Consider the following 19,001-nt stretch of genomic DNA (forward strand, 5'->3'; position numbering starts at 1 on the left):
CTGACATGATCGGTACCCCTTTGAAAAACAGCGCCACGCGTCTGCTGATGCTTGGCAGCGGCGAACTGGGCAAGGAAGTCATCATCGAGGCCCAGCGTCTGGGCATTGAAACCATCGCCGTCGATCGCTATCCCAACGCACCGGCCATGCAGGTGGCCCATCGCAGCCATGTGGTGGATATGCTGGACCGCGCCGAACTGGAGCGGGTCATCCGGGCCGAACGGCCGGATCTCATCGTTCCCGAAATCGAGGCCATCAATACGGAATATCTGCTGGAACTGGAGCAGCAGGGGTTCCGGGTCATCCCTACCGCCCGGGCCACCAACCTGACCATGAACCGGGAAGGCATCCGGCGCCTGGCGGCGGAAACCCTGGGCCTGCCCACGGCCCGCTATGCCTTTGCCTCCAGTTTCGATGAATTTGCCCGGAGTATCGAAGCCATCGGTTTGCCCTGCGTGGTCAAGCCCATCATGAGTTCTTCCGGCAAGGGTCAAAGCACCGTGCGGCGGGCCGAGGATGTGGCGGCCGCCTGGGACTACGCCCGGCAGGGCGCCCGCGGCGCCGGGGAACGGGTCATCATCGAGGAATTCATCGCCTTTGACTACGAGATTACCCTGCTGACGGTCCGCCATGCGGGCGGCACCAGCTTCTGCCCGCCCATCGGCCATGTCCAGGAGAAGGGCGACTACCAGGAGTCCTGGCAGCCCATGGCCATGTCGGCGGCGGCCCTGGCCGAAGCGCAGTGCCAGGCCAAAGCGGTGACCGAGGCCCTGGGTGGTACCGGCATCTTCGGGGTGGAATTTTTCATTCGCGGCGACCAGGTGTTTTTCAGTGAGGTATCGCCGCGACCTCACGATACCGGCATGGTCACCATGGTGACCCAGAACCTGTCCGAATTCGAGTTGCATGTGCGGGCGGTACTCGGTTTGCCGGTGCCCGAAATCAAGCTGCTGGCACCGGGCGCGTCCCACGTGGTGCTGGCTGCCGAGAGTGCCGCGGAAGTCACCTTCGAAGGTGTGGCAGCGGCGCTGGAGGTGCCCGATACCAAGGTGCGCCTGTTCGGCAAGCCCGATTCCAGGCCGGGACGGCGCATGGCGGTGGCGCTCTCGGTTGCCGACGACGTAGCTTCGGCCCGCGAGCGGGCAGCCCGGGCAGCCGCTGCCATTCGGGTCATGCCGGCGGCAGGCTCCCAGGATTGACACAAAACCGGCCGGTAAATATCGGCCGGTTTTTTTACACCGAAGCTTTATGCAGGTGCCAATGCCGGGTAAAGAGCGCATCCGGCATGGGACGTCCCAGATAGAATCCTTGGCCGAAGGGGCACCCCAGTTCCTTCAATGCCGCCAGTTGAAACTTGTTTTCGATTCCCTCGCATACCACCCTCAGCCCCATACTCTTGCCCATGGCCAGGATCGCATCGATGATGGGGCAGGGGTCTCCCTCTTCATCCAGGCCCCGAATGAATGAACGATCAATTTTCAGGGTGTCGACCGGAAAATCCTTCAGGTAGCCGAGGGATGAAAAACCGGTACCGAAATCGTCAATGGCAATCTGTGCCCCCAGTGCTTTGAAATGGCCGAGAAAATCCAATGTGACCCGGTCCCTGCGCATGAGGGTGTTTTCGGTCAGTTCGATTTCCAGGCGGCAGGGATCGGCACCGGAGGAGCGAAGGATGCAAAGCAGGGATTCAATGCACCGGCTTTGCCAATAAAGTTGACCGGAAAGATTGACGGACAGATGCAAATCCCCCCAGCCTTGCTTCTGCCAATCCGCCAGTTGCCGACAGGCTTGCTTCCAAACCCATTCGTCGATGTCCACAATCAGTCCCGATTCCATGGCGATGGGCAGGAACGAACCCGGCAGCAGGGTGCCGAGACGCGGATGATGCCAGCGCAGCAACGCTTCGGCCCCGAACAGTCGATGATCCTTCAAGGCCACCTGTGGTTGAAAATACAGGGCCAGTTCGCCGTTGTGCAAAGCCTTGCGCAGTTCGTTTTCCATGCGCAGTCGGCCGGCGCTTCCCCCCAGCAGATTGGGTTGAAAAATCTGGCTATTGTTGCCCCCTTGCTGTTTGGCGTGATAGGCCGCGGTGGCGGCATTTTTCAGCAGGGTGTCCGGATCCCGGGTGTCGCCGGGAAAATGGCTGATACCCAGGCTGGCTGTCATGACCACTTCGTAGCCGTCCACGGCAAAGGGTTGGGTCAGGCAGGATAACAATTGATGGGCCAGTTGCGGGGCAACCTGTTGGGGGTCGATTCCGGGCAGCATGACGGCGAATTCATCGCCGCCAAAGCGCGCGCAGCAACATTCTTCCAAGGCGCAGGGGAGCAGGCCCTCCGCGATGGCCGATGCCAGGGCCCCTTGAATCCGCTGGGCGATCTGGATCAGCACCCGATCCCCGGTGAGATGGCCAAGGGTGTCGTTGATCCGCTTGAAGCGGTCCAGATCGAGGTATAGCAAAGTTAACGTTGTGTTGGTTGGGGCCGAAGCCAAAAATCGGTTGAGGTGGGTCCGAAATCGGCTGGAATTGGCCAGTGTGGTGAGATGGTCGGTGCGTCTGAGTTGGCGGATCCGGCTTTGGGCATTTTGCAGGTCGGTGACGGCCTGCTGCAGTTGCAGCAGGGTTTTGACTCGAAAACAAAGCTGCCGGCCGCTGATTGGCTTGACCATGGAGTCTGTTGCGCCGGCATCAAACGCCCTTTGGGCACCCCTCAGATCGGTGCGCTCCGTCAGCAGCAGGATGGGTAGATTGGCGACTTCGATGAGGCTACGCAATTGGCCGCAGGTTTGAAACCCATCCTGGTCGGCCAAGGCACAATCCAGCAATATCAGGGCCGGCCGGGTCTGCCGCAAGTTTGCCAGGACCGCTGCGGCGCTGGCCGTTTCAACCAGGCGGTAACCTGCCGTCTGCAGGGCTCGGCGGACCTTGGTTCGAGTCCAGGGATCGGTGACGGCCATGAGCAGCAGGGGCGCTTCCAGGTCAAATGTCGGCGTCATGGGACTCTCGCAGGGTTGACCCATCCGGAGGCTTGGAATGGGCCACGCCGGCACGGACCAAGGGGAGTCAAGGTGATGCGGGATGGCATCCTGGCTTCGGACTTGACCGGCATCATCGGCATTGGGGGATGCCCCCATGGTCGGCCGCCAAGGCGGATTCATAATTATGACAGGCTACGGTTTGGAACATTTTTTGTCACGACCTCCGCGTGTTATGACGAATGCGATGGCTGCCGGTTGCCGCGTCGGATGCCGGAAGCCGGCCATGGTGAGCGGTGTTGAATGCAATATGTTTAACTAAAATTCCTGCAAGTTGTGGGCCGTTATCGGCTGTCGTGGTGCGATACGGAATCCGGCCAGCCTTTTTGTCCCACGGGGGCGGTAGGCCTGGTCGAAGGCAAAACGGTTGCTCGGCCCCGAACCCTGTGCTAGGCTTGGAAGCCGTCGTGGAGGCGGTTGAAGCGAGGTTTTCACGTTTGCAAAAGCGGGGATCGATTGGGCCACAAAGAGCGTTTGGACAAGTTGCTGGTAACCCGCGGTCTGGCCGCATCCAGGGAGCGGGCACGGGCCTTGATCCTGGCAGGTCAGGTAGTGGTCGACCAGCATACCCTGGACAAAGCCGGAGCGCAGGTGGCTCTGACCGCCGACATCCGTCTGAAGGGCGAAGATCTCCCCTATGTCAGTCGGGGCGGGTTGAAACTGGCCGGCGGGCTGGATGCCTTTGACATTCCGGTGGCGGGCCGCGTGGCGCTGGACGTGGGCGCTTCCACCGGCGGTTTTACCGATTGTCTGCTGCAGCGCGGCGCGCAGCGGGTCTATGCGGTAGACGTGGGATACGGCCAATTGGCCTGGCAACTGCGCCAGGATGCCCGGGTCATCAATCTGGAGCGCACCAATATTCGTCATCTGCAGCCCGGCCAGTTGCCGGAACGTCCCGATCTGGCCGTCATCGATGCATCCTTCATCTCCCTGGACAAGGTGCTGCCGCCGACCCTGGCGCTGCTCGCCGACAGGGCCGAACTGGTGGCCCTGATCAAGCCGCAGTTTGAAGTTGGACGCGGCGCGGTGGGCAAGGGGGGGGTGGTGCGGGACCCCGAGCAGCATGCCGAGGTGGTGGCCCGGATCTCCGCTTTGGCCGCGGGCCTCGGCTGTGCGGTGCTGGGGATGGTGGAAAGTTCCATTCTCGGCCCCAAGGGGAACCGGGAGTTTCTCATTCACCTGCGCAAGGGAGAGGCCCGATGAACCGCGTCTGGTTTGTCGGCGCCGGGCCGGGGGATCCGCAACTTCTGACCCTGCGCGGCGCCCAACTGCTGCAGCATAGCCGGGAGGTGTTCGCTTTTCCTCCCTTCGGGGAAACCTTTGGCGCGTTGCTGGAGGGAAAAACCATCCGGGATCCCTTCGACTATTCTTTTGCCGGGCTGCTGGATCTGCTGCACTCCCTGCTGCAGCATGGTGAAGTGGTCTTCCTGGTGCCTGGGGACCTGGCATTTTTCTGCCCGTTTCAACCCCTCATCGATGCCTTGGGCGAGGGGGCGGCAGTCGTTCCGGGGGTGGGCAATGCCAACGCTGCGGCCGCCGCCCTGAAGCGCACCCTAAATCTTTCCGGTGTTTGCAGCCGTACCGTTTTGGTTTCCGGCCGGCACCTGGCGAAACATCCCGACGGTCTGCAGTTACCTCAATTGTGCGGCCCCGGAACCACTCTGCTGCTCTACATGAATACCCTGCCGGTGACCGAACTGGTGGCGCAGTTGCATCGCGGCTACGGCGGCAACGTGCCTATCGCCCTGCTGCACCGCCTTGGTCTGCCCGGTGAGGACATTCTCGTGGCCGATTTGGACAGTCTTGTCCGGCGCGTCGCCGGACGCGATTATTTTGCCATCTCCGGTGCCGTACGCAGTTCCCTGACCCTGATTGTCGCCGGCGAAGCCCTGACGGCGACGGCCGATGAGATCTGGTGGGATCAGCGGGCGGCATGCCGCGGGGAGTTGGAGTCGTGAGGACCCCCTGCCGGAGCGGCAACCTGGAAAATCCCACAGGTGGATGTGCTGCATTGCCTGTCTGTGCCGGGATGTCATCGAGGGAGCAAAGCCAAACGTGATTCGCATATTGCATAGCGGCGACCTGCACCTGGAAGCGCCCCTGGCGGAATGGGGCGCTTCGGCGGCAGCGCGTCGCGAGGATTTCTGGGCCGCCTTCGAGACCCTGTTGGCACTGGCCGCACGGCACCGGGCCCATCTGTTGCTGCTGGCAGGCAATCTGTTCCATTCGCCGCGACCGACCGCCGCTGCCGTCGAACGGGTTCGTACCGGTCTTGATGCCCTGCGGGAGCAGGGGACTCATGCCGTGCTGTTGCCCGGCAGCCACGACAGCCTGCTGGTCGGTGATTCCGTGTACCGCGGCGAAGCATTTCCCGGCAGCACCGTGTTGCGCTCCGCTCCGCAGCCGGTCCCGCTGCAGGTGGGCGAGCACCGGGTCTGGCTGTATGGCCGGTCCCGTTTCGGACTGGGTTCCGGTGCTGCAGAGGGCGGGCTGAACCGGAGCGATGCAGAGGGCTTTCATATCGGCCTGGTGCACGAGCCGGAGGGCTCCGCGCCGGGTTCCTCGGTCCTGCCCGCGTCCGAAATTCGACGCTGGGGGCTCGACTACGTGGCCGGCGGCTATGCCCGGCGGATGCAGGAACTGCAGGATGACGGCGAAATTCTAGGTTGCTTGGCCGGGTCTCCGGAAGGTCGCGATTTTCGGGAGTCGGGGGTGCGCTGCGCGGTGCTGGCCACCGTGGGTGGACCGGCGACAGGCATTGAAACTCTGACTACCTGCCGACGGCAACTGACCGAACGACACCTGGACCTGAATGGCTGCGACAGTCAGGCTGATGCTTTGGAGAAGATTTTCGCCCTGGCCGACGGGGAACTCCTGTTGCGGCTGACCCTGACCGGTCAGGTGGAAACGCCCCTGGATTGCGGCGCGCTGACCATGGCCGCCGCGGGGAAATTCCATTATCTGCAGCTGCAGGACCAGACCGAGTTTGTCGGCGGCCGGTTGGCCCATCGGCTGGCCGCCGGGAACGATTTTCAAGGTTTGCTGGTGCGCCGCGCGCAGGAGCTTTGGAAACGGGTGGAGGTCAAGCAACGGCCGGTAGTGGATGCCGCGCTACGGGAACTGCTGCTGCGCACCGGCCTCCGGAACGGGGGCGAGTCATGAGGCTGCGACGTCTCGAGGTTCGACATTTCGGCAAGTTCGAAAACCTGTCCGTGGAATTCGGCCCGGGCATGAACCTTCTCTATGGAGCCAATGAAGCGGGCAAGTCGACCCTCGTTGCAGCGGTCTCCGCAATCTTCTGCGGAGCCGCTGCCGGTCGGCCGTTCCGGCCCTGGAATGGTGCCGGTCCGACCAGCGTCGCCCTGCTGTTGGAAGATGGGCAGGGCGAGCTCCTGTTGCGGCGCGATCTGGCGTCGGGGCAGTTGGATTGGCAGGCCCTCGATGGCCGGGGGCAGGCATTTGGGCAGGTACGTCTGACGGACGACCCGCCGGGCCGCCGGCAGTTGCATGAACTGTGGGCGGCTCGGCTGGGCTGCGCGTCGGCCCTGGTGCCGCTCTGTCTGCAGGCCGTGGCGGAATCTGCTGCCCGTCCGGGACTCGAGACGCCCCTGGGCCGGACCGACGGCGCCCCGGACGGGGTCGATGGCCGACAGCTCGAGCAGGCCCTGGCCGATGACTATCTGGCCTTGACACGGCACAATTCCTGGGGCTGGTCGGCCCCGCGGGATGGCGCTCTGGATATTCTGGCCGGGCAGTTGGAAGCCGTGGAAAAGGAATGGTATCAGGCCCGGCAGGCCGCCAAGGAACTGGCCCGACTGCAGGCCCGGATAGCCGATCTGGCGGCGGAATTGGATCAGGACCGTCACGATTACGCCCGCGGAGCATCGCTGCTGTCCCATCTTCGGGGATCGGATGTCGAGGGCGAAGAGGAAGCGCCCGAGGTGTGGCTGGCGAACGCGGGCAGTCGTCAGGAACTGGAGCGCGAATTGGCCAAAACCGGCTTGCCGCGGGAATTGCCGCCGGGATTGCCGGACCTGCTGGACGAGTCCGAAGCGCTGCGCCAAAAGTTGGTGGTGCTGCAGCGCGAGGAGGCCGGTCTGCAGGAGCAACTGCGCCGCCATACCCTGCCTCCCTGGCGGCGTCTGGCCGGGTGCCTTGGTGCCGCCTGGGTTCTGGCCCTGCCGGCAACCTGGTTGAAAATGCCCGGACATATGGTTTTGTTGGTGGCCGTAGGCCTGGCCAGCGCGGCTGCCGGGGGGTTTTTCGGTTGTCGGTGGCGGCGTCTGCATGCCTGTCGCCGGCAGTTGAAACAGCCCAGGCAGAATATCGAGCAGCAGCGCAGCGAACTCCACGAACAACGTCAGGATCTGGAGGAGCGCCTGGAATGTCTCGGGCTTTCGGCGGCCCCCATCGAATTGGTGCGCATGCGCAAAAATCTCCCCCGCCACCGTGCCCTTCTGGCGGAACTGGCGGCTCTCGACGAGGGGCCGAAAGAGGCAAATGGAGCACTGGATGACGCCATTCCGGAGTCTGGGCCGGCCGTCGACGCCGGACCCCACGAAATGGATCTGGCGGTGGCGGAGCAGCAACTCGAGGAGTTCGGTGCCGGGATTCGTCGCCGTGAAGGGGAACTGCAAACGCTCCAGAAACAGGCAGAGACACTGCAGTCGGCCTGGGCGGCCCTGCCGGCTATCGAGGAGCGGGGGGAAATCCTGCGGGACGAGGATCTGCGCCTGCGCCGGCGGCGGGATGTGCTTGCCACGGCCATGGACCTTTTGCGCGGAACCCTGGCCGAGGTGCAACAGGCCGATGGGGAGGAGTTGGCGGTCGCCATCGGCGATTGTCTGGAGCGGCTCAGCGGCGGTCGCCTGAACCGGATCCGGCTCGATGGAGAAGGTCTGTTGCAGTTGGCCGATGCCGAGGAGAGCTGGCATCCCCTGGAACAGTTCAGCCGGGCCGTTCAGGAAATAACCGTTCTGGCGACGCGCTTGGCCCTGGTCCGGTTGGCGCGGCCCACTGCGCCGCCGGCCCTGCTGCTCGATGAGTCGCTGGCCTGTTTCGATCGCAACCGGCGCAGTGAACTGCTGCGGGTTCTGGAAGGGATGGCGGAGGGACAGCAATTCATTGTCTGCAGTCATGACGAACAACTGAAACGACGGGCCGAGCGGGAGGGCTGGACGGTGATCCGCCTTGCTGCCGCCCGCCGCGTGGCCACCGGATCGCGTCCGGAAAGGAGGCAGGATGACGGACAATTGTCTTTTCTGTAAAATCATCGCCGGAGCGATTCCGGGAAAAATCGTTCATCAGGATGAAGAGTTGGTGGTGTTCGAAGACATCGCGCCGCAGGCCCCATTCCATTATCTGATTGTGCCCCGCAAACATATTCCGACCACTCTCGATATGGCGGAAGTCGATGAGGCTCTCATCGGCCGGGTCTTCCGCCTCGCGGCGCGCCTGGCCCGGCAAATGGGCTTTGCCGAGGAGGGCTTCCGGGTGGTGAACAATTGCAATGCCGGGGCCGGGCAGACGGTCTGGCATCTCCATTTCCATTTGCTGGGGGGGCGCAAGATGACCTGGCCGCCGGGTTGAGGTGTTGCGTCCGGGGCGGCTTGCCCATGATTTTATGCCCGATCCTGCTTTTCGTCAGGAGTTTGTGTGGACCACGATTACGACCAACAGAAACAGCGACGCCTGATCAACGAAATCCTGGAGTTGCTGGTCACCCATTACGGCGGCGGCCTGACGGAAGAGGAGCTGGATAAGGAGCTGGCCTCCCTGTCCCGTGCCATCGAGTTTGCCGCCGCGGCCCATGAAGGGCAGTACCGCAAATCGGGGGAACCCTTCTTCATCCATCCGTTGCGGGTCGCCCACCTGGCCGCCCGTTATTGGATGGATTTTGCTTCGATTACCGCTTCGTTGCTGCACGATGTGGTCGAAGACACTCCGGTCACCCTCGAAGAAATTCGGCAGCAATACGGCGAGGAGGTGGCCCGCCTGGTCAATGGTTTGACCAAGGTTTCCGCCGAGGAATTCAGCCGGGATGCCCTCAAGACCGAGACCTACCGCAAACAGTTGCTGCTGGCCATGGAAGATGTCCGGGTGCTGTGCCTGAAATTTTGGGACCGGGTCGACAACCTGCAAACCATCAGCGCCCTCAACCCGCAGAAACAGGCCCTTATCGCCCAGGAAACCCGCACCGTCTATGTCCCCCTGGCGCGGCACCTGGGCATGGGTTACGTGGCCTCGAACCTCGAAGCCCTGTCCCTGCGCATTCTCTACCCGGCTCGTGCCAGCCGCTATCGTCGTACCGTGCAGTCGTTGCGCACCCAGGTGGAACCCCATCTTCGTAAAGTTCGGGCAGAGATCAACCAAACCTTCGAGCATCACAAACTGTCCGGTACCCTCAAGGATCGCTGGCGGCCCTTTTCCATCGCCGCGACCCGGGCCATGAATCGGGGCCTTTCCAGCCTCTATACCCTGGAAATCCAGGTGGCCCGCACCATGGATGTCTACCTGGCGCTGGGGGTGGTGCACGGTTTGTATCTTCCCATCCCGGGCAAATTGCGGGATCATCTCACGGTCCCATCCCCCTTCGGCTATCAGGCCCTGAAGACGACGGTCCAAGCCGGCGAGCATCGTCTGCGCATCGAGATTACCACCCATAAGCTGGCCCGCTTCAACGAAGCCGGGGTGTTGACCCCCGGTTTCGAATTCCGGCGCGACAATTTCAAGGATCTGATGAATTCCCTGTTGGAAGGGGAGTCGGCCTTCGACACCGAGAGCCTCAAGCTGGCGGCGGCCACCATCCAGGTTTATACCCCCCAGGGGGAAATCTGCACCTTGCCCGAGGGCAGCAGCGCCCTGGACTTTGCCTTCGCCATCCATGAAAAGGTCGGCCTGTTCGCCTGGCGCGCCCGCATCAACGGCCAAACCCGATTGCTCAAATCACGCCTCATGGACGGCGATCAGGTCGAAATCGAACGCAGTCTCAACCCCATGGTCATGCCCAAATGGCTCGAATGGTCCGTAACCCCCCGGGCCCACAACCACATCCGCCGCTATCTGCGCAGCAAGGTCAAGGACAGCACCGGCGGCGACAAGTAACGGCTCTTTCGCAGAGAGCAGTTGTTTTTACCGAGGAGGGTTTTGCAGCCTTCAGTCTTCAGCCTTCAGCCTTGATTACAACCATGAAAAGCTATCGCCAGGAACTGTTTTTTGAAATCCCTGCCCGCCGCGGCTTCGTCAACATCACCCCGCAAGTGGAAAGCTGCCTGCGGCACAGCGGCATCCGCGAGGGACTGGTGCTGGTGAATGCCATGCACATCACCGCCTCGGTGTTCATCAACGATGATGAAAAGGGTTTGCTCCAGGATTTCGACGACTGGCTGGACGCCTTGGCGCCCCACGATCCGGTCGGCCTGTATCGCCACAACGTGGGGGAAGACAATGCCGACGGCCACCTGAAACGACAGATCATGGGGCGTGAGGTGGTGGTTGCGATTACTCAAGGCAGGTTGGATTTCGGCCCCTGGGAGCAGATTTTTTACGGCGAGTTCGACGGCCGCCGCCGCAAGCGGGTGCTGGTGAAGATTATCGGCGAATAGGGTTTCGGGACGCCCCGGACGGGGCGTCCCGATAATTTTTTTTTATGCCGGGGGTGCGGTATCCTTGGCGGGCGTGGCCGGGGCGGGCTTCTTGGCCGGTCGGCTGGCGTAGATGAGGATCTTCTGATCGGTGAAGTTTTCCACTTCGCCGGCGAAGGTTTCCACCTGGAAATAGTCCTGAACCTTGTCCGAGGCCTCGATGAACAGTTTGTTGAGCTGTTGAACGCCGTCGCGGGTCAGGCCGGCGCGTCGCGCCCATTCCTGAAAATCGTGAGATTTTTTGATGGTTTTGATCTCGTGGAGATCGAAACCGGCGGCGGTGATCATATCGGCCCACTCCTTTTCCGTGTAGTTGCGGACATGGGTCGGATCGCGAAGTTGCTCGAAGTTTTGGATGAACTCGGCGATGTCCTCGTCATCCGGAGACAGGGTGTCGATGATAACCATGCGGCCGCCGCGGCGCAGCACCCGATGGAATTCCGCCAAAGCACGCGGCACGTCGGGAAAATGGTGCGGCGCGATGCGACAGGTCAGCAGGGTGAAGGCGCCGGCCGGAAAGGGCAGGTCTTCCGCATCGGCCTCGCGGAAGGTGACATTTTCCACCCCGCCCTCTTCGCTGATGAATTCCTGAGCTTTTTTGAGCATCTGCATGGACAGGTCGGAAGCCACCACACTGCGTACCAGGGGCGCGAAATACAAGGCCGTATGGCCGCCGCCGCAAGCCACATCCAGCAGGATGTCGTCCGTGGTCGGTGCCAGCAGGCGCGCCGCTTCGACCAGGTCCTCGCCTTTGGCGAAGCCCGGGCTGCGCACATAGCTCTCCGCGGTGCGGCTGAACTGTTCCCTGACTTTGTCCTTGAAGTTTTTGCGCATCGGTTGCTCCTGCAACGTTACGATTATAACACTGTTGCGCAGTGTTGCTCCCGGTCGAATCGCTTTGGGATCCCTCCTGGAGTTTTGAACGGGGGAGGATAGCACGAAAAAAACGTTTTGGGAAGTGGCTGAAACAGTCGTGGGCCGAACCCCCCGTCTATTCTTCAATCGGTTCGGTCGTGGTCGGCTGCAGGGCGGATTCCAGGTAGGCGGCCAACTCGGCCAGGGCGGCGTGATGATGCTCCGGGATTTCCTCCAGTTCCCGCAGGCTGCCGGCCAGGCGGCGGACCGAGGTCAGGGCCGCTTTGAAGCGGCGGGGATTCCGCTGTTCTGCGCCGGGTTCCTCCCCCGCCAGGGTTTGAAAGCATTTCAGGGCTGTCGGGTGGCTGCGTTCCTGCTCGATAACGGCACTGCGCAGGGTGGCGTAATCTGCATCGGAAAACTGCTTTTCCTCCCGCGCCTGGCGCAGCAGATCGATGCTCCGGTAATCGGGCAGCGGCTTGAGGGCTGTCTCCTCCTGCAACAGTTGCGGTTCTTCCCGGCTCAGAAAGCGATAGGCCTGGGTCAGTTTCTGCGCAGTGGGTTTGCGAATGCGGATTTCCTGCTGGCAATACTCCTCGAAGGATTCGAAGCCCCATTCCCGGTACAGGTGACGGCTGCTGACCTTGAAGAGGGCCTCGCCGAGTTCCACCCAGGAGGATTTGAAGCGCCGCGCGGTGTGCAGGACCAGATAGCGATCGGAGCCGGGCTCAAGTTGCTGCAGCAGGGTTTCGATATGGGCCTCGCCGGCGGTTTTCACGGTTTCGTCCATGAGACTGGCTCCATCCTTAAGGTGTTGCGACATTGAAATGTTGGCGGATTCGGCGTTTCCGGGTACAATGCCGCCTCCCCGTCGCCCTGCCGGCAAAAGACACTCCGGAAGGAATACGAGGCGGCGGCGCCGGATTCCGCCCATCCCGAAAGGTTGAGAGTGTCAGAACCATGAATACTTACGCAAAGTATGTCGTGAGTCCCGAAACCGCCCGCATGCTGTCCCTCGGCCATCCCTGGGTGGTGGCCGATGCCTATACCAGACGCTGGCCCGAGGGTCGCCCGGGCGATGTGGTGACTCTGGTGGACGACCAGCGGCGCCCGTTGGCCACGGCCCTGCTCGATCCGGGCGAACGCGTCGTGGCCCGGGTTCTGAAACATGGCGCCATGCTTCTCGATCAGGCCTGGATGAACGGTCGCCTGGAAAAGGCCCTGGCCTGGCGGCACACCCATCTCGATCTGGAAGGCACCAATGCCTATCGGCTGGTCAATGCCGAAGGCGATGGTCTGCCGGGATTGACCGTGGACCGCTACGGCGAGCATCTGCTGCTGCAGCTGTTCAGCCGGTCCTGGGAGCCGCATCTGCCGCTGCTGGTGGGCGGGTTGCAGAAAATGCTGCAGCCCGCCGGTATCTACGGCAAGTTCCGGCCCCAGGAGACCCGCAAGCTGGCGGCCCATTCTCGTTCCCTGAGTCGTCTGTTGCAGGGCGCGCCGGCACCGGGTCGCCTGGCCGTTCAGGAGAACGGCCTGACCTATCTGGTCGAACTGGAGGCGGGTCTCAACTGCGGATTGTTCTGCGACCAGCGCCGGAACCGGCGGGACCTGATGGATCGTGCCAAGGGGCGCCGGGTCCTCAACCTGTTCGCCTATACCGGGGCCTTTTCCGTCGCGGCGGCAGCGGCCGGAGCCCGGCAGGTGACCAGTGTCGATGCCTCCGCCCGTTACCTGGAGTGGGCCCGGGACAATTTTTCCGCCAACCGCATCAATCCCAAACGCCACGAATTCGTGACCGGCGAATGCCTGGCCATTCTGCAGCAGATGGCTCAGGCCGGGCGCCGGTTCGATATCGTGCTCATGGATCCGCCCAGTTTTTCCACCGTCGGTAAAAGCCGCTTCACCACCGGCGGCGGCACCAGTGATCTGGTCGCCGCGGCGCTGCCGTTGCTGGAGGAGGGCGGGCTGCTGATTACCTCCAGCAACCACCAGAAGGTCGACCTGGCCGATTACCTCAAAGAGCTGCGACGCGGCGCCCTGGCGGCCGGTGCGGAACTGCGCGTGCTGGCCAGCTGCGGGCAGGGCGCCGATTTCCTCTATCCGGTGACCTTTCCCGAGGGTCGTTATCTCAAATACCTGGTCAGCGTCAAGGGCTGAACGGAAAACCGGCGGGTCGGTCAGTCTTGCAGGACCACCCGCTCGATGACCACCGGCTCGGCCGGTACGTCCTGATGGCCGGCCCGGTTGACCGTGGCCACCTGCTGAATTTTGTCCACCGTCTCCATGCCGTCCGTGACCCGGCCGAACACGGCATAGCCGAAACCGCCGGCCGAGGTGTCGCGGTGATCCAGAAAGGCGTTGTCGGCGACGTTGATGAAGAACTGACAGGTGGCGCTGTCGATCACCGAGGTACGGGCCATGGCAATGGTGCCGCGCAGGTTTTTCAGGCCGTTGGCCGCTTCGTTGCGGATCGGCGCGCGCGTCGGTTTTTGCCCCATGTCGGCGGTCATGCCGCCGCCCTGGATCATGAACTCGGGGATGACGCGATGAAAGATGGTGCCGTCGAAAAAGCCGTCCGCCACGTATTCGAGAAAATTGGCGACGGTGAGAGGGGCCACATCGGCGGCCAGTTCCAGGGTGATGGGCCCGAGGCTGGTTTCCATGCGGATGACGGGATTGGTCTGTTCCATGGGTATGCTCCTGTGGGGCGAAGGGCGTTCGCCCATGATGACGTTGAACAGGTTTCCGACCTGGGGCCGGCCGGCTGTTGGCGGCCCGCAGGCCGGGAATGGTTCAGGGCAGGCTGTATAACATGCCCGCCGCCCTTTTGCAAGGCCCGCTCCGAACGGCCGGCGGTTTAAGGTACCGCCAGAGCGTCCTGCATCAGGCGGGTGCGGAGTCGATGCATGCCCTGACTCATGGTGACCTTGTAGATATGGGGATTGGTTAGGCGCAGGGTGCCCTTGGGCAGCCGCCGCAACTGCTCGGCGCAGCGATCCGCCAATTCATCCAGGGACGGAAAATCCATGAGGATGTGCCCCTCGGCCATGACGTCCCGGCGTAGATCCGTCAGGCAGACGCCTTCCGGAATGTGGGTCTGGCGGGATGGGTTGGTCGGGTCGAAGACCGCCTGACCGATGGCCGGGTGTTCCTTCTCGCGAGCGATGATGTCCATGCAGAAGCTGCCGTCGGGGTAGGTGGCGCGCAGCAGTTGCTTGCGATCCGGCAGGGTGGCCTTGGTGATGTCGCTGGTCACCTTGAGACGGGGTTGCTGGTCGAAACGCACCAACTTGTAGACCCCGCCCAGAGCACCGCCCCCCTCGCCGGCGCAGGTGGCCAACCGGGTGCCGACACCGTAGATATCGATGCAGCCGCCCTCGTTGCGGACCGACTGAATGACCGTTTCGTCCAGTTCGTTGGAAGCCAGGATCCTGACCTGGGGAAAACCCGCTTCATCAAGCATGCGTCGGGCCTCCTTGCTCAGGTAGGCCAGATCGCCTGAATCCAGGCGGATGCCGACCAGTTCATGGCCGGATTCCCGCAATTCCCGGGCCACGGCAATGGCATGGGGCAGGCCGCTTTTAAGGGTGTCGTAGGTGTCCACCAAAAGGATGCACTGGTCCGGGAAAACGCCGGCATAGGCTCGAAAGGCAGCCAATTCGTCGTCGAAAGCCATGACCCAGCTGTGAGCATGGGTGCCTTTGACGGGGATGCCGAATACCTGGCCGGCCCAGGTATTGCTGGTACTGCGGGCGCCGCCGATAAAGGCGGCCCGGGCCTCGCTGAGTCCCCCGTCCGGGCCGTGGGCGCGGCGCAGACCGAATTCCACTACCGTGCCGGGCCCGGCCGCGGTGGTGATGCGGGCCGCCTTGGTCGCCACCAGGGTTTGAAAATTGAGGATGTTGAGCAGGGCGGTTTCCACCAGTTGCGCTTCCGCCAGGTGCCCCTCCACGGTGACGATGGGCTCGTTGGCAAACACCACGGTGCCTTCGGGAGGCGCCGTGACCCGCGCTCGAAATCGGAACTGCCGCAGGTAATCGAGAAAGGCCGGCTTGAAGTCGCCCAGGGATTGCAGATAGGCCAGGTCGGCGTCGCTGAATTGCAGTTGCTGCAGGTAGCGCAGGGCCGTTTCCAGCCCGGCAAAGACGGCGTACCCGCCGCGGAAGGGGTTTTTGCGGAAAAACAGGTCGAAGACCGCCGTCTTTTCCACCATGCCCTGCTCAAGATAGCCGGCCAGCATGGTCAATTCGTAAAGATCCGTCATCAGGGCCGAATAACGGCAGTCATGCATGGCTTCGTCTCCCTTCAGCTTGCTCGCCATAATGTTGTTTTTCCATTATAACAGGGAGCGGGAGCCAGTGGTTTTTCAAGCCGTGGCGACCGAAACCGATTGGGGATGCAACACCCGTATCAGATCGGCCGGTTGCAGCGCTACCAGAAAGCCGCGCTTGCCGCCGTTGATATAAATTAGCGGCAGATTGAGGATGCTCCCTTCGATATAGACCGGCAGGGCGTGCCGGGTGCCGAAGGGCGAAGTGCCGCCTACCAGGTAACCGGTATGCTTCTGCGCCGCCTGGGACGAACAAGGGGTGATGCTTTTCACGCCCAACTGCCGGGCCAGTTCGCGGGTACTGATCTGCCGATCGCCGTGCATCAGCATCAACAGCGGCCTGCCGCTCTCGTCTTCCAGGACCAGGGTTTTGATGACGGCATGTTCATCGACCCGCAGTTCCCGGGCGCAGACGGCGGTGCCGCCGTGTTCCTGGTAGGCATACAGGTGGCCGGTGAAAGGGACCTGATGTTGACGCAGGTGGCGGATGGCTGGGGTTACGGGCAATTTTTCCTTGGCCATGATCGTTGTCGATGAAAAAAGGGTTAACCCAGCAGGGCTATCAGGCCTTGCAGGGCCAGGCTGCCGAGGGTGGCGACGGCGCTCAGTCCGGCCAGGATTTGGAACAGGGGCGTCGCCAGGCGACGGTTGCGGACACCCATGGGAATCGCCAGGCCGAAAACGGCACCGCCGAGGGCGCCGCCGAGATGACCGGCATTGTCCGCGCCCACCAGCAGGCCGAAAACGAAGGCGAACAGCGCCCAACGGAACATGAAATCCCGCAGCGGGCGGGCCTGGGGCCCCAGGCGATGATAGTAGGCGACGGCAAACCCGATAAGGCCGAACAGGGAACCGGAGGCGCCGACCACGGGGATGCCGGGATGCCAGAACAGACCGAGGGCGGTGGCCGTCAGGGCGGTAAAGGTGTAGAGGGTGAAAAAGCGCAGGGAGCCGATTTCCCCCTCGATGAGGGGGCCGACCTGGTACAGCACCACCATGTTGAAGGCCAGATGGATGAGTCCGCCGTGGGTGTAGGCGTAGGTCAGGCAGCGCCACCACTGCTGGTAAACCAGTACCAGGGGTTGCCAGAGCTGGGCGCCAAAGCGCAACAGCAGATCGACGCTTGGGGACAACAGAATCTGCAGCCCGCGGCCCTGGGTCACGCCAACCAGGATCATCAGGGTAAACCACAGCAGGTTGATCCAGATCAGCACCCGGGCGACGGACAGGGTCTGGCCCGGCAGACGGTCGTCGCCGAACAGTTCGGCAGCGCGGCGTTGCCAGCGCTGGCGGCGCCAGTGCCAGTGCAGACGGCTGCATTGCAGGGGCTTCGCGGTAGAAAAATCGGACACGAGGATAAGTCCTTTCGGTGCGGGATGCCGCTACTATGGCAGAAAACAATCCCGGGTTCAATGCTCGCTCGGTTTTCATGCCGGTGAAATTCGTTTTGCACCGCCGGTCGCCGTCAGTATAATGGCCTTGAAAATAGGCTGAAGGCCGAAGTCCGAAGGCTGAAGTAAGGGCAAAGGCAATTAAGAAAACACAGCCTGCTTTTCGAGGGGATTTGAAGGTTTTTCCTCAGCCTTCAGCCTTCAGTCTTCAGTCTTCCATATCCTTCAAAGGACCCCCAATGACTTTGATGACCTCTGTGGATCCGGCCACTGGCCTTGTTGTGGATGCCTATCAGAGTATGGCGCCGGAGGTGGTGGCGGAGACCGTGGCTCGCACTCAGGAGGCCTGGCTGGCTTGGCGCTCGACGGGGCTCGATGAACGTGCGGCCCGCTTGCGGGAATTGGCCATGGTGGTGCGCCGACAGCGAGACGAACTGGCGCGACTGATGGCTCGCGAAATGGGCAAGGCGGTGACCGAGGGGCGCGGCGAACTGGAGAAATGTGCCGCAGTCTGCGAGTATTATGCGGAACAGGGTGCCGGCATGCTGGCCCCCGAAGCGGCGCCGAGCGATGCTGCCCGCTCCTATGTCGCGTTTCGCCCCTTGGGCGTGGTGCTGGCGGTCATGCCCTGGAACTTCCCCTTCTGGCAGGTGTTTCGCTGTGCCGCCCCGGCCCTGATGGCCGGCAACGGCCTGTTGCTGAAACATGCCTCCAACGTGCCCGGCTGTGCCTTGGCCCTGGAAAAACTGTTTGCCGAAGCCGGATTTCCCGCCGACCTGTTTCGCACTCTGCTGGTCGGCTCGCGCCAGGTCGAACCCGTGATTCGGCATCCGGCCGTACGGGCCGTGGCCCTCACCGGCAGTGAACCGGCCGGCCGCCAGGTGGCGGCCCTGGCCGGCTCGGTGTTGAAAAAAACCGTCCTGGAATTGGGCGGCAGCGATCCATTCATCGTCACCGATGGCGCCGATCTCCATCTGGCGGCGACGGTGGGCGCGCGGGCCCGCTGCATCAATGCCGGACAGAGCTGCATCGCCGCCAAGCGGTTCATCGTCTATGACGCGGTCTATGAGGCTTTCCTGGACCGCTTCCTGGCCGCCATGCAGGCATTGCGGGTCGGCCCGCCCCTGGAGGAGGAAACCGAAATCGGCCCCCTGGCCCGGGCCGATCTGCGCGACGAACTGCAGCAGCAGGTCGCGGCCTCAGTGGCCGCCGGTGCTCGCTTGCTGCTCGGCGGTGTTCCTCCGGAGGGGCCCGGCTGCTATTATCCGCCGACGATTCTGGCGGATGTGCGCCCCGGCATGCCGGCTTACGACCAGGAACTGTTCGGGCCCGTTGCCGCCGTGATTCGCGTGGCCGATGCCGAACAGGCCTTGCGGGTGGCCAATGACTCCCCCTACGGATTGGGCGCGGCTGTTTGGGACCGGGATGCCGCTCGGGGCGAGGCTCTGGCGGCCCGCATCGAGGCCGGCGCGGTGTTTGTCAACGGCCAGGTCAAAAGCGATCCGCGCCTGCCCTTCGGCGGTATCAAGGATTCCGGCTACGGACGGGAACTGTCCAGCTACGGCCTGCGGGAATTCGTCAATATTCAGACAGTGTGGGTGAGATAAAGCAGGCCGAAGGCTGAAGTCAGCAAAAACAGGCTGAAGAACAGGCAAAGGCAAAAAAGGAAACTCAGGCGGCTCTTCGACGGGGATTTTAGAGGTTTTACTTCAGTCTTCGGACTTCAGCCTTCAGTCTGCCTTC

The 19,001-nt window shown here is 62.7% G+C and carries 17 protein-coding genes; 10 read left to right on the forward strand and 7 right to left on the reverse strand.

The window, feature by feature from the left end:
• Window positions 1–5: 5 nt before the first annotated feature.
• A complete protein-coding gene (purT, locus tag JQN68_RS07045; protein ID WP_225071695.1) occupies window positions 6–1,199 on the forward strand; it encodes a formate-dependent phosphoribosylglycinamide formyltransferase in 1,194 nt (397 codons plus the stop codon).
• 34 nt (window positions 1,200–1,233) lie between these two features.
• Here the strand turns inward: purT and JQN68_RS07050 are convergent, their stop codons facing one another.
• A complete protein-coding gene (locus JQN68_RS07050) occupies window positions 1,234–2,997 on the reverse strand; it encodes a putative bifunctional diguanylate cyclase/phosphodiesterase (protein ID WP_249621082.1) in 1,764 nt (587 codons plus the stop codon).
• Between the two features lie 513 nt (window positions 2,998–3,510).
• On the opposite strand from JQN68_RS07050, the gene JQN68_RS07055 reads away from it, so the two are divergent.
• From JQN68_RS07055 to JQN68_RS07085, 7 genes are all read left to right on the forward strand, one after another.
• On the forward strand, window positions 3,511–4,239 hold the full coding sequence (locus JQN68_RS07055; protein WP_283775421.1) for a TlyA family RNA methyltransferase: 729 nt from the start codon (window positions 3,511–3,513) through the stop codon (window positions 4,237–4,239).
• Window positions 4,236–4,994, forward strand: coding sequence for an SAM-dependent methyltransferase (locus JQN68_RS07060; RefSeq protein ID WP_225071692.1), 759 nt, complete (start codon window positions 4,236–4,238; stop codon window positions 4,992–4,994). The genes JQN68_RS07055 and JQN68_RS07060 overlap by 4 nt, the downstream gene beginning before the upstream one ends.
• 97 nt (window positions 4,995–5,091) lie before the next feature.
• Window positions 5,092–6,198, forward strand: a complete 1,107-nt coding sequence (locus JQN68_RS07065) for a metallophosphoesterase family protein (protein ID WP_225071691.1) — start codon at window positions 5,092–5,094, stop codon at window positions 6,196–6,198.
• Window positions 6,195–8,303, forward strand: a complete 2,109-nt coding sequence (locus tag JQN68_RS14630; protein WP_283775422.1) for an ATP-binding protein — start codon at window positions 6,195–6,197, stop codon at window positions 8,301–8,303. Before JQN68_RS07065 ends, JQN68_RS14630 begins: the two co-directional genes overlap by 4 nt.
• Complete coding sequence (locus JQN68_RS07075; RefSeq protein ID WP_225071690.1) at window positions 8,278–8,625, forward strand: histidine triad nucleotide-binding protein; 348 nt, start codon at window positions 8,278–8,280, stop codon at window positions 8,623–8,625. Before JQN68_RS14630 ends, JQN68_RS07075 begins: the two co-directional genes overlap by 26 nt.
• A gap of 66 nt (window positions 8,626–8,691) precedes the next feature.
• Window positions 8,692–10,140, forward strand: a complete 1,449-nt coding sequence (locus JQN68_RS07080; protein WP_225071689.1) for an HD domain-containing protein — start codon at window positions 8,692–8,694, stop codon at window positions 10,138–10,140.
• Between the two features lie 83 nt (window positions 10,141–10,223).
• Entirely contained in the window at window positions 10,224–10,640 is a 417-nt protein-coding gene (locus JQN68_RS07085; protein WP_225071688.1) for a secondary thiamine-phosphate synthase enzyme YjbQ, read from the forward strand.
• Between the two features lie 42 nt (window positions 10,641–10,682).
• On the opposite strand, the gene JQN68_RS07090 is transcribed toward JQN68_RS07085, so the two are convergent.
• Both JQN68_RS07090 and JQN68_RS07095 read right to left on the reverse strand, forming a co-directional pair.
• Window positions 10,683–11,513, reverse strand: a complete 831-nt coding sequence (locus tag JQN68_RS07090) for a class I SAM-dependent methyltransferase (RefSeq protein ID WP_225071687.1) — start codon at window positions 11,511–11,513, stop codon at window positions 10,683–10,685.
• 157 nt (window positions 11,514–11,670) lie between these two features.
• Entirely contained in the window at window positions 11,671–12,324 is a 654-nt protein-coding gene (locus JQN68_RS07095) for a hypothetical protein (RefSeq protein ID WP_225071686.1), read from the reverse strand.
• 170 nt (window positions 12,325–12,494) lie between these two features.
• Between JQN68_RS07095 and JQN68_RS07100 the strand changes: the two genes are divergently transcribed.
• Complete coding sequence (locus tag JQN68_RS07100; RefSeq protein ID WP_225071685.1) at window positions 12,495–13,694, forward strand: class I SAM-dependent rRNA methyltransferase; 1,200 nt, start codon at window positions 12,495–12,497, stop codon at window positions 13,692–13,694.
• Window positions 13,695–13,714: 20 nt separating this feature from the next.
• Here JQN68_RS07100 and JQN68_RS07105 read toward each other — a convergent pair whose 3' ends face one another.
• From JQN68_RS07105 to JQN68_RS07120, 4 genes are all read right to left on the reverse strand, one after another.
• The gene (locus JQN68_RS07105; RefSeq protein ID WP_225071684.1) at window positions 13,715–14,227 is read right to left on the reverse strand and encodes a peptidylprolyl isomerase; all 513 of its coding nucleotides are present in this window, start codon (window positions 14,225–14,227) and stop codon (window positions 13,715–13,717) included.
• 167 nt (window positions 14,228–14,394) lie between these two features.
• Entirely contained in the window at window positions 14,395–15,858 is a 1,464-nt protein-coding gene (locus JQN68_RS07110; RefSeq protein ID WP_225071683.1) for a nicotinate phosphoribosyltransferase, read from the reverse strand.
• 45 nt (window positions 15,859–15,903) lie between these two features.
• Window positions 15,904–16,389 carry a Cys-tRNA(Pro) deacylase gene (ybaK, locus tag JQN68_RS07115; protein WP_225071682.1) on the reverse strand — a complete coding sequence of 162 codons (486 nt, stop codon included), beginning with the start codon at window positions 16,387–16,389 and terminating at the stop codon, window positions 15,904–15,906.
• A gap of 23 nt (window positions 16,390–16,412) precedes the next feature.
• Window positions 16,413–17,219, reverse strand: coding sequence for a rhomboid family intramembrane serine protease (locus tag JQN68_RS07120; RefSeq protein WP_225071681.1), 807 nt, complete (start codon window positions 17,217–17,219; stop codon window positions 16,413–16,415).
• A 287-nt stretch (window positions 17,220–17,506) separates the two neighbouring features.
• Here JQN68_RS07120 and JQN68_RS07125 point away from each other — a divergent pair, with 287 nt between their 5' ends.
• On the forward strand, window positions 17,507–18,865 hold the full coding sequence (locus tag JQN68_RS07125; RefSeq protein ID WP_502799351.1) for an NAD-dependent succinate-semialdehyde dehydrogenase: 1,359 nt from the start codon (window positions 17,507–17,509) through the stop codon (window positions 18,863–18,865).
• Window positions 18,866–19,001: the final 136 nt, after the last annotated feature.

Origin of the sequence: Desulfuromonas sp. CSMB_57, from assembly GCF_020194955.2 — a bacterium.
Classification (GTDB): domain Bacteria; phylum Desulfobacterota; class Desulfuromonadia; order Desulfuromonadales; family Syntrophotaleaceae; genus JAFCIY02.

What these genes read in the sequence shown, in the direction of transcription:
- purT (WP_225071695.1), top strand. Translation starts at nt 6, where the DNA reads ATGATCGGTACCCCTTTGAAAAACAGCGCCACGCGTCTGCTGATGCTT.
- JQN68_RS07050 (WP_249621082.1), bottom strand. Translation starts at nt 2,997, where the DNA reads ATGACGCCGACATTTGACCTGGAAGCGCCCCTGCTGCTCATGGCCGTC.
- JQN68_RS07060 (WP_225071692.1), top strand. Translation starts at nt 4,236, where the DNA reads ATGAACCGCGTCTGGTTTGTCGGCGCCGGGCCGGGGGATCCGCAACTT.
- JQN68_RS14630 (WP_283775422.1), top strand. Translation starts at nt 6,195, where the DNA reads ATGAGGCTGCGACGTCTCGAGGTTCGACATTTCGGCAAGTTCGAAAAC.
- JQN68_RS07075 (WP_225071690.1), top strand. Translation starts at nt 8,278, where the DNA reads ATGACGGACAATTGTCTTTTCTGTAAAATCATCGCCGGAGCGATTCCG.
- JQN68_RS07085 (WP_225071688.1), top strand. Translation starts at nt 10,224, where the DNA reads ATGAAAAGCTATCGCCAGGAACTGTTTTTTGAAATCCCTGCCCGCCGC.
- JQN68_RS07090 (WP_225071687.1), bottom strand. Translation starts at nt 11,513, where the DNA reads ATGCGCAAAAACTTCAAGGACAAAGTCAGGGAACAGTTCAGCCGCACC.
- JQN68_RS07095 (WP_225071686.1), bottom strand. Translation starts at nt 12,324, where the DNA reads ATGGACGAAACCGTGAAAACCGCCGGCGAGGCCCATATCGAAACCCTG.
- JQN68_RS07100 (WP_225071685.1), top strand. Translation starts at nt 12,495, where the DNA reads ATGAATACTTACGCAAAGTATGTCGTGAGTCCCGAAACCGCCCGCATG.
- JQN68_RS07105 (WP_225071684.1), bottom strand. Translation starts at nt 14,227, where the DNA reads ATGGAACAGACCAATCCCGTCATCCGCATGGAAACCAGCCTCGGGCCC.
- JQN68_RS07110 (WP_225071683.1), bottom strand. Translation starts at nt 15,858, where the DNA reads ATGGCGAGCAAGCTGAAGGGAGACGAAGCCATGCATGACTGCCGTTAT.
- ybaK (WP_225071682.1), bottom strand. Translation starts at nt 16,389, where the DNA reads ATGGCCAAGGAAAAATTGCCCGTAACCCCAGCCATCCGCCACCTGCGT.
- JQN68_RS07125 (WP_502799351.1), top strand. Translation starts at nt 17,507, where the DNA reads ATGACCTCTGTGGATCCGGCCACTGGCCTTGTTGTGGATGCCTATCAG.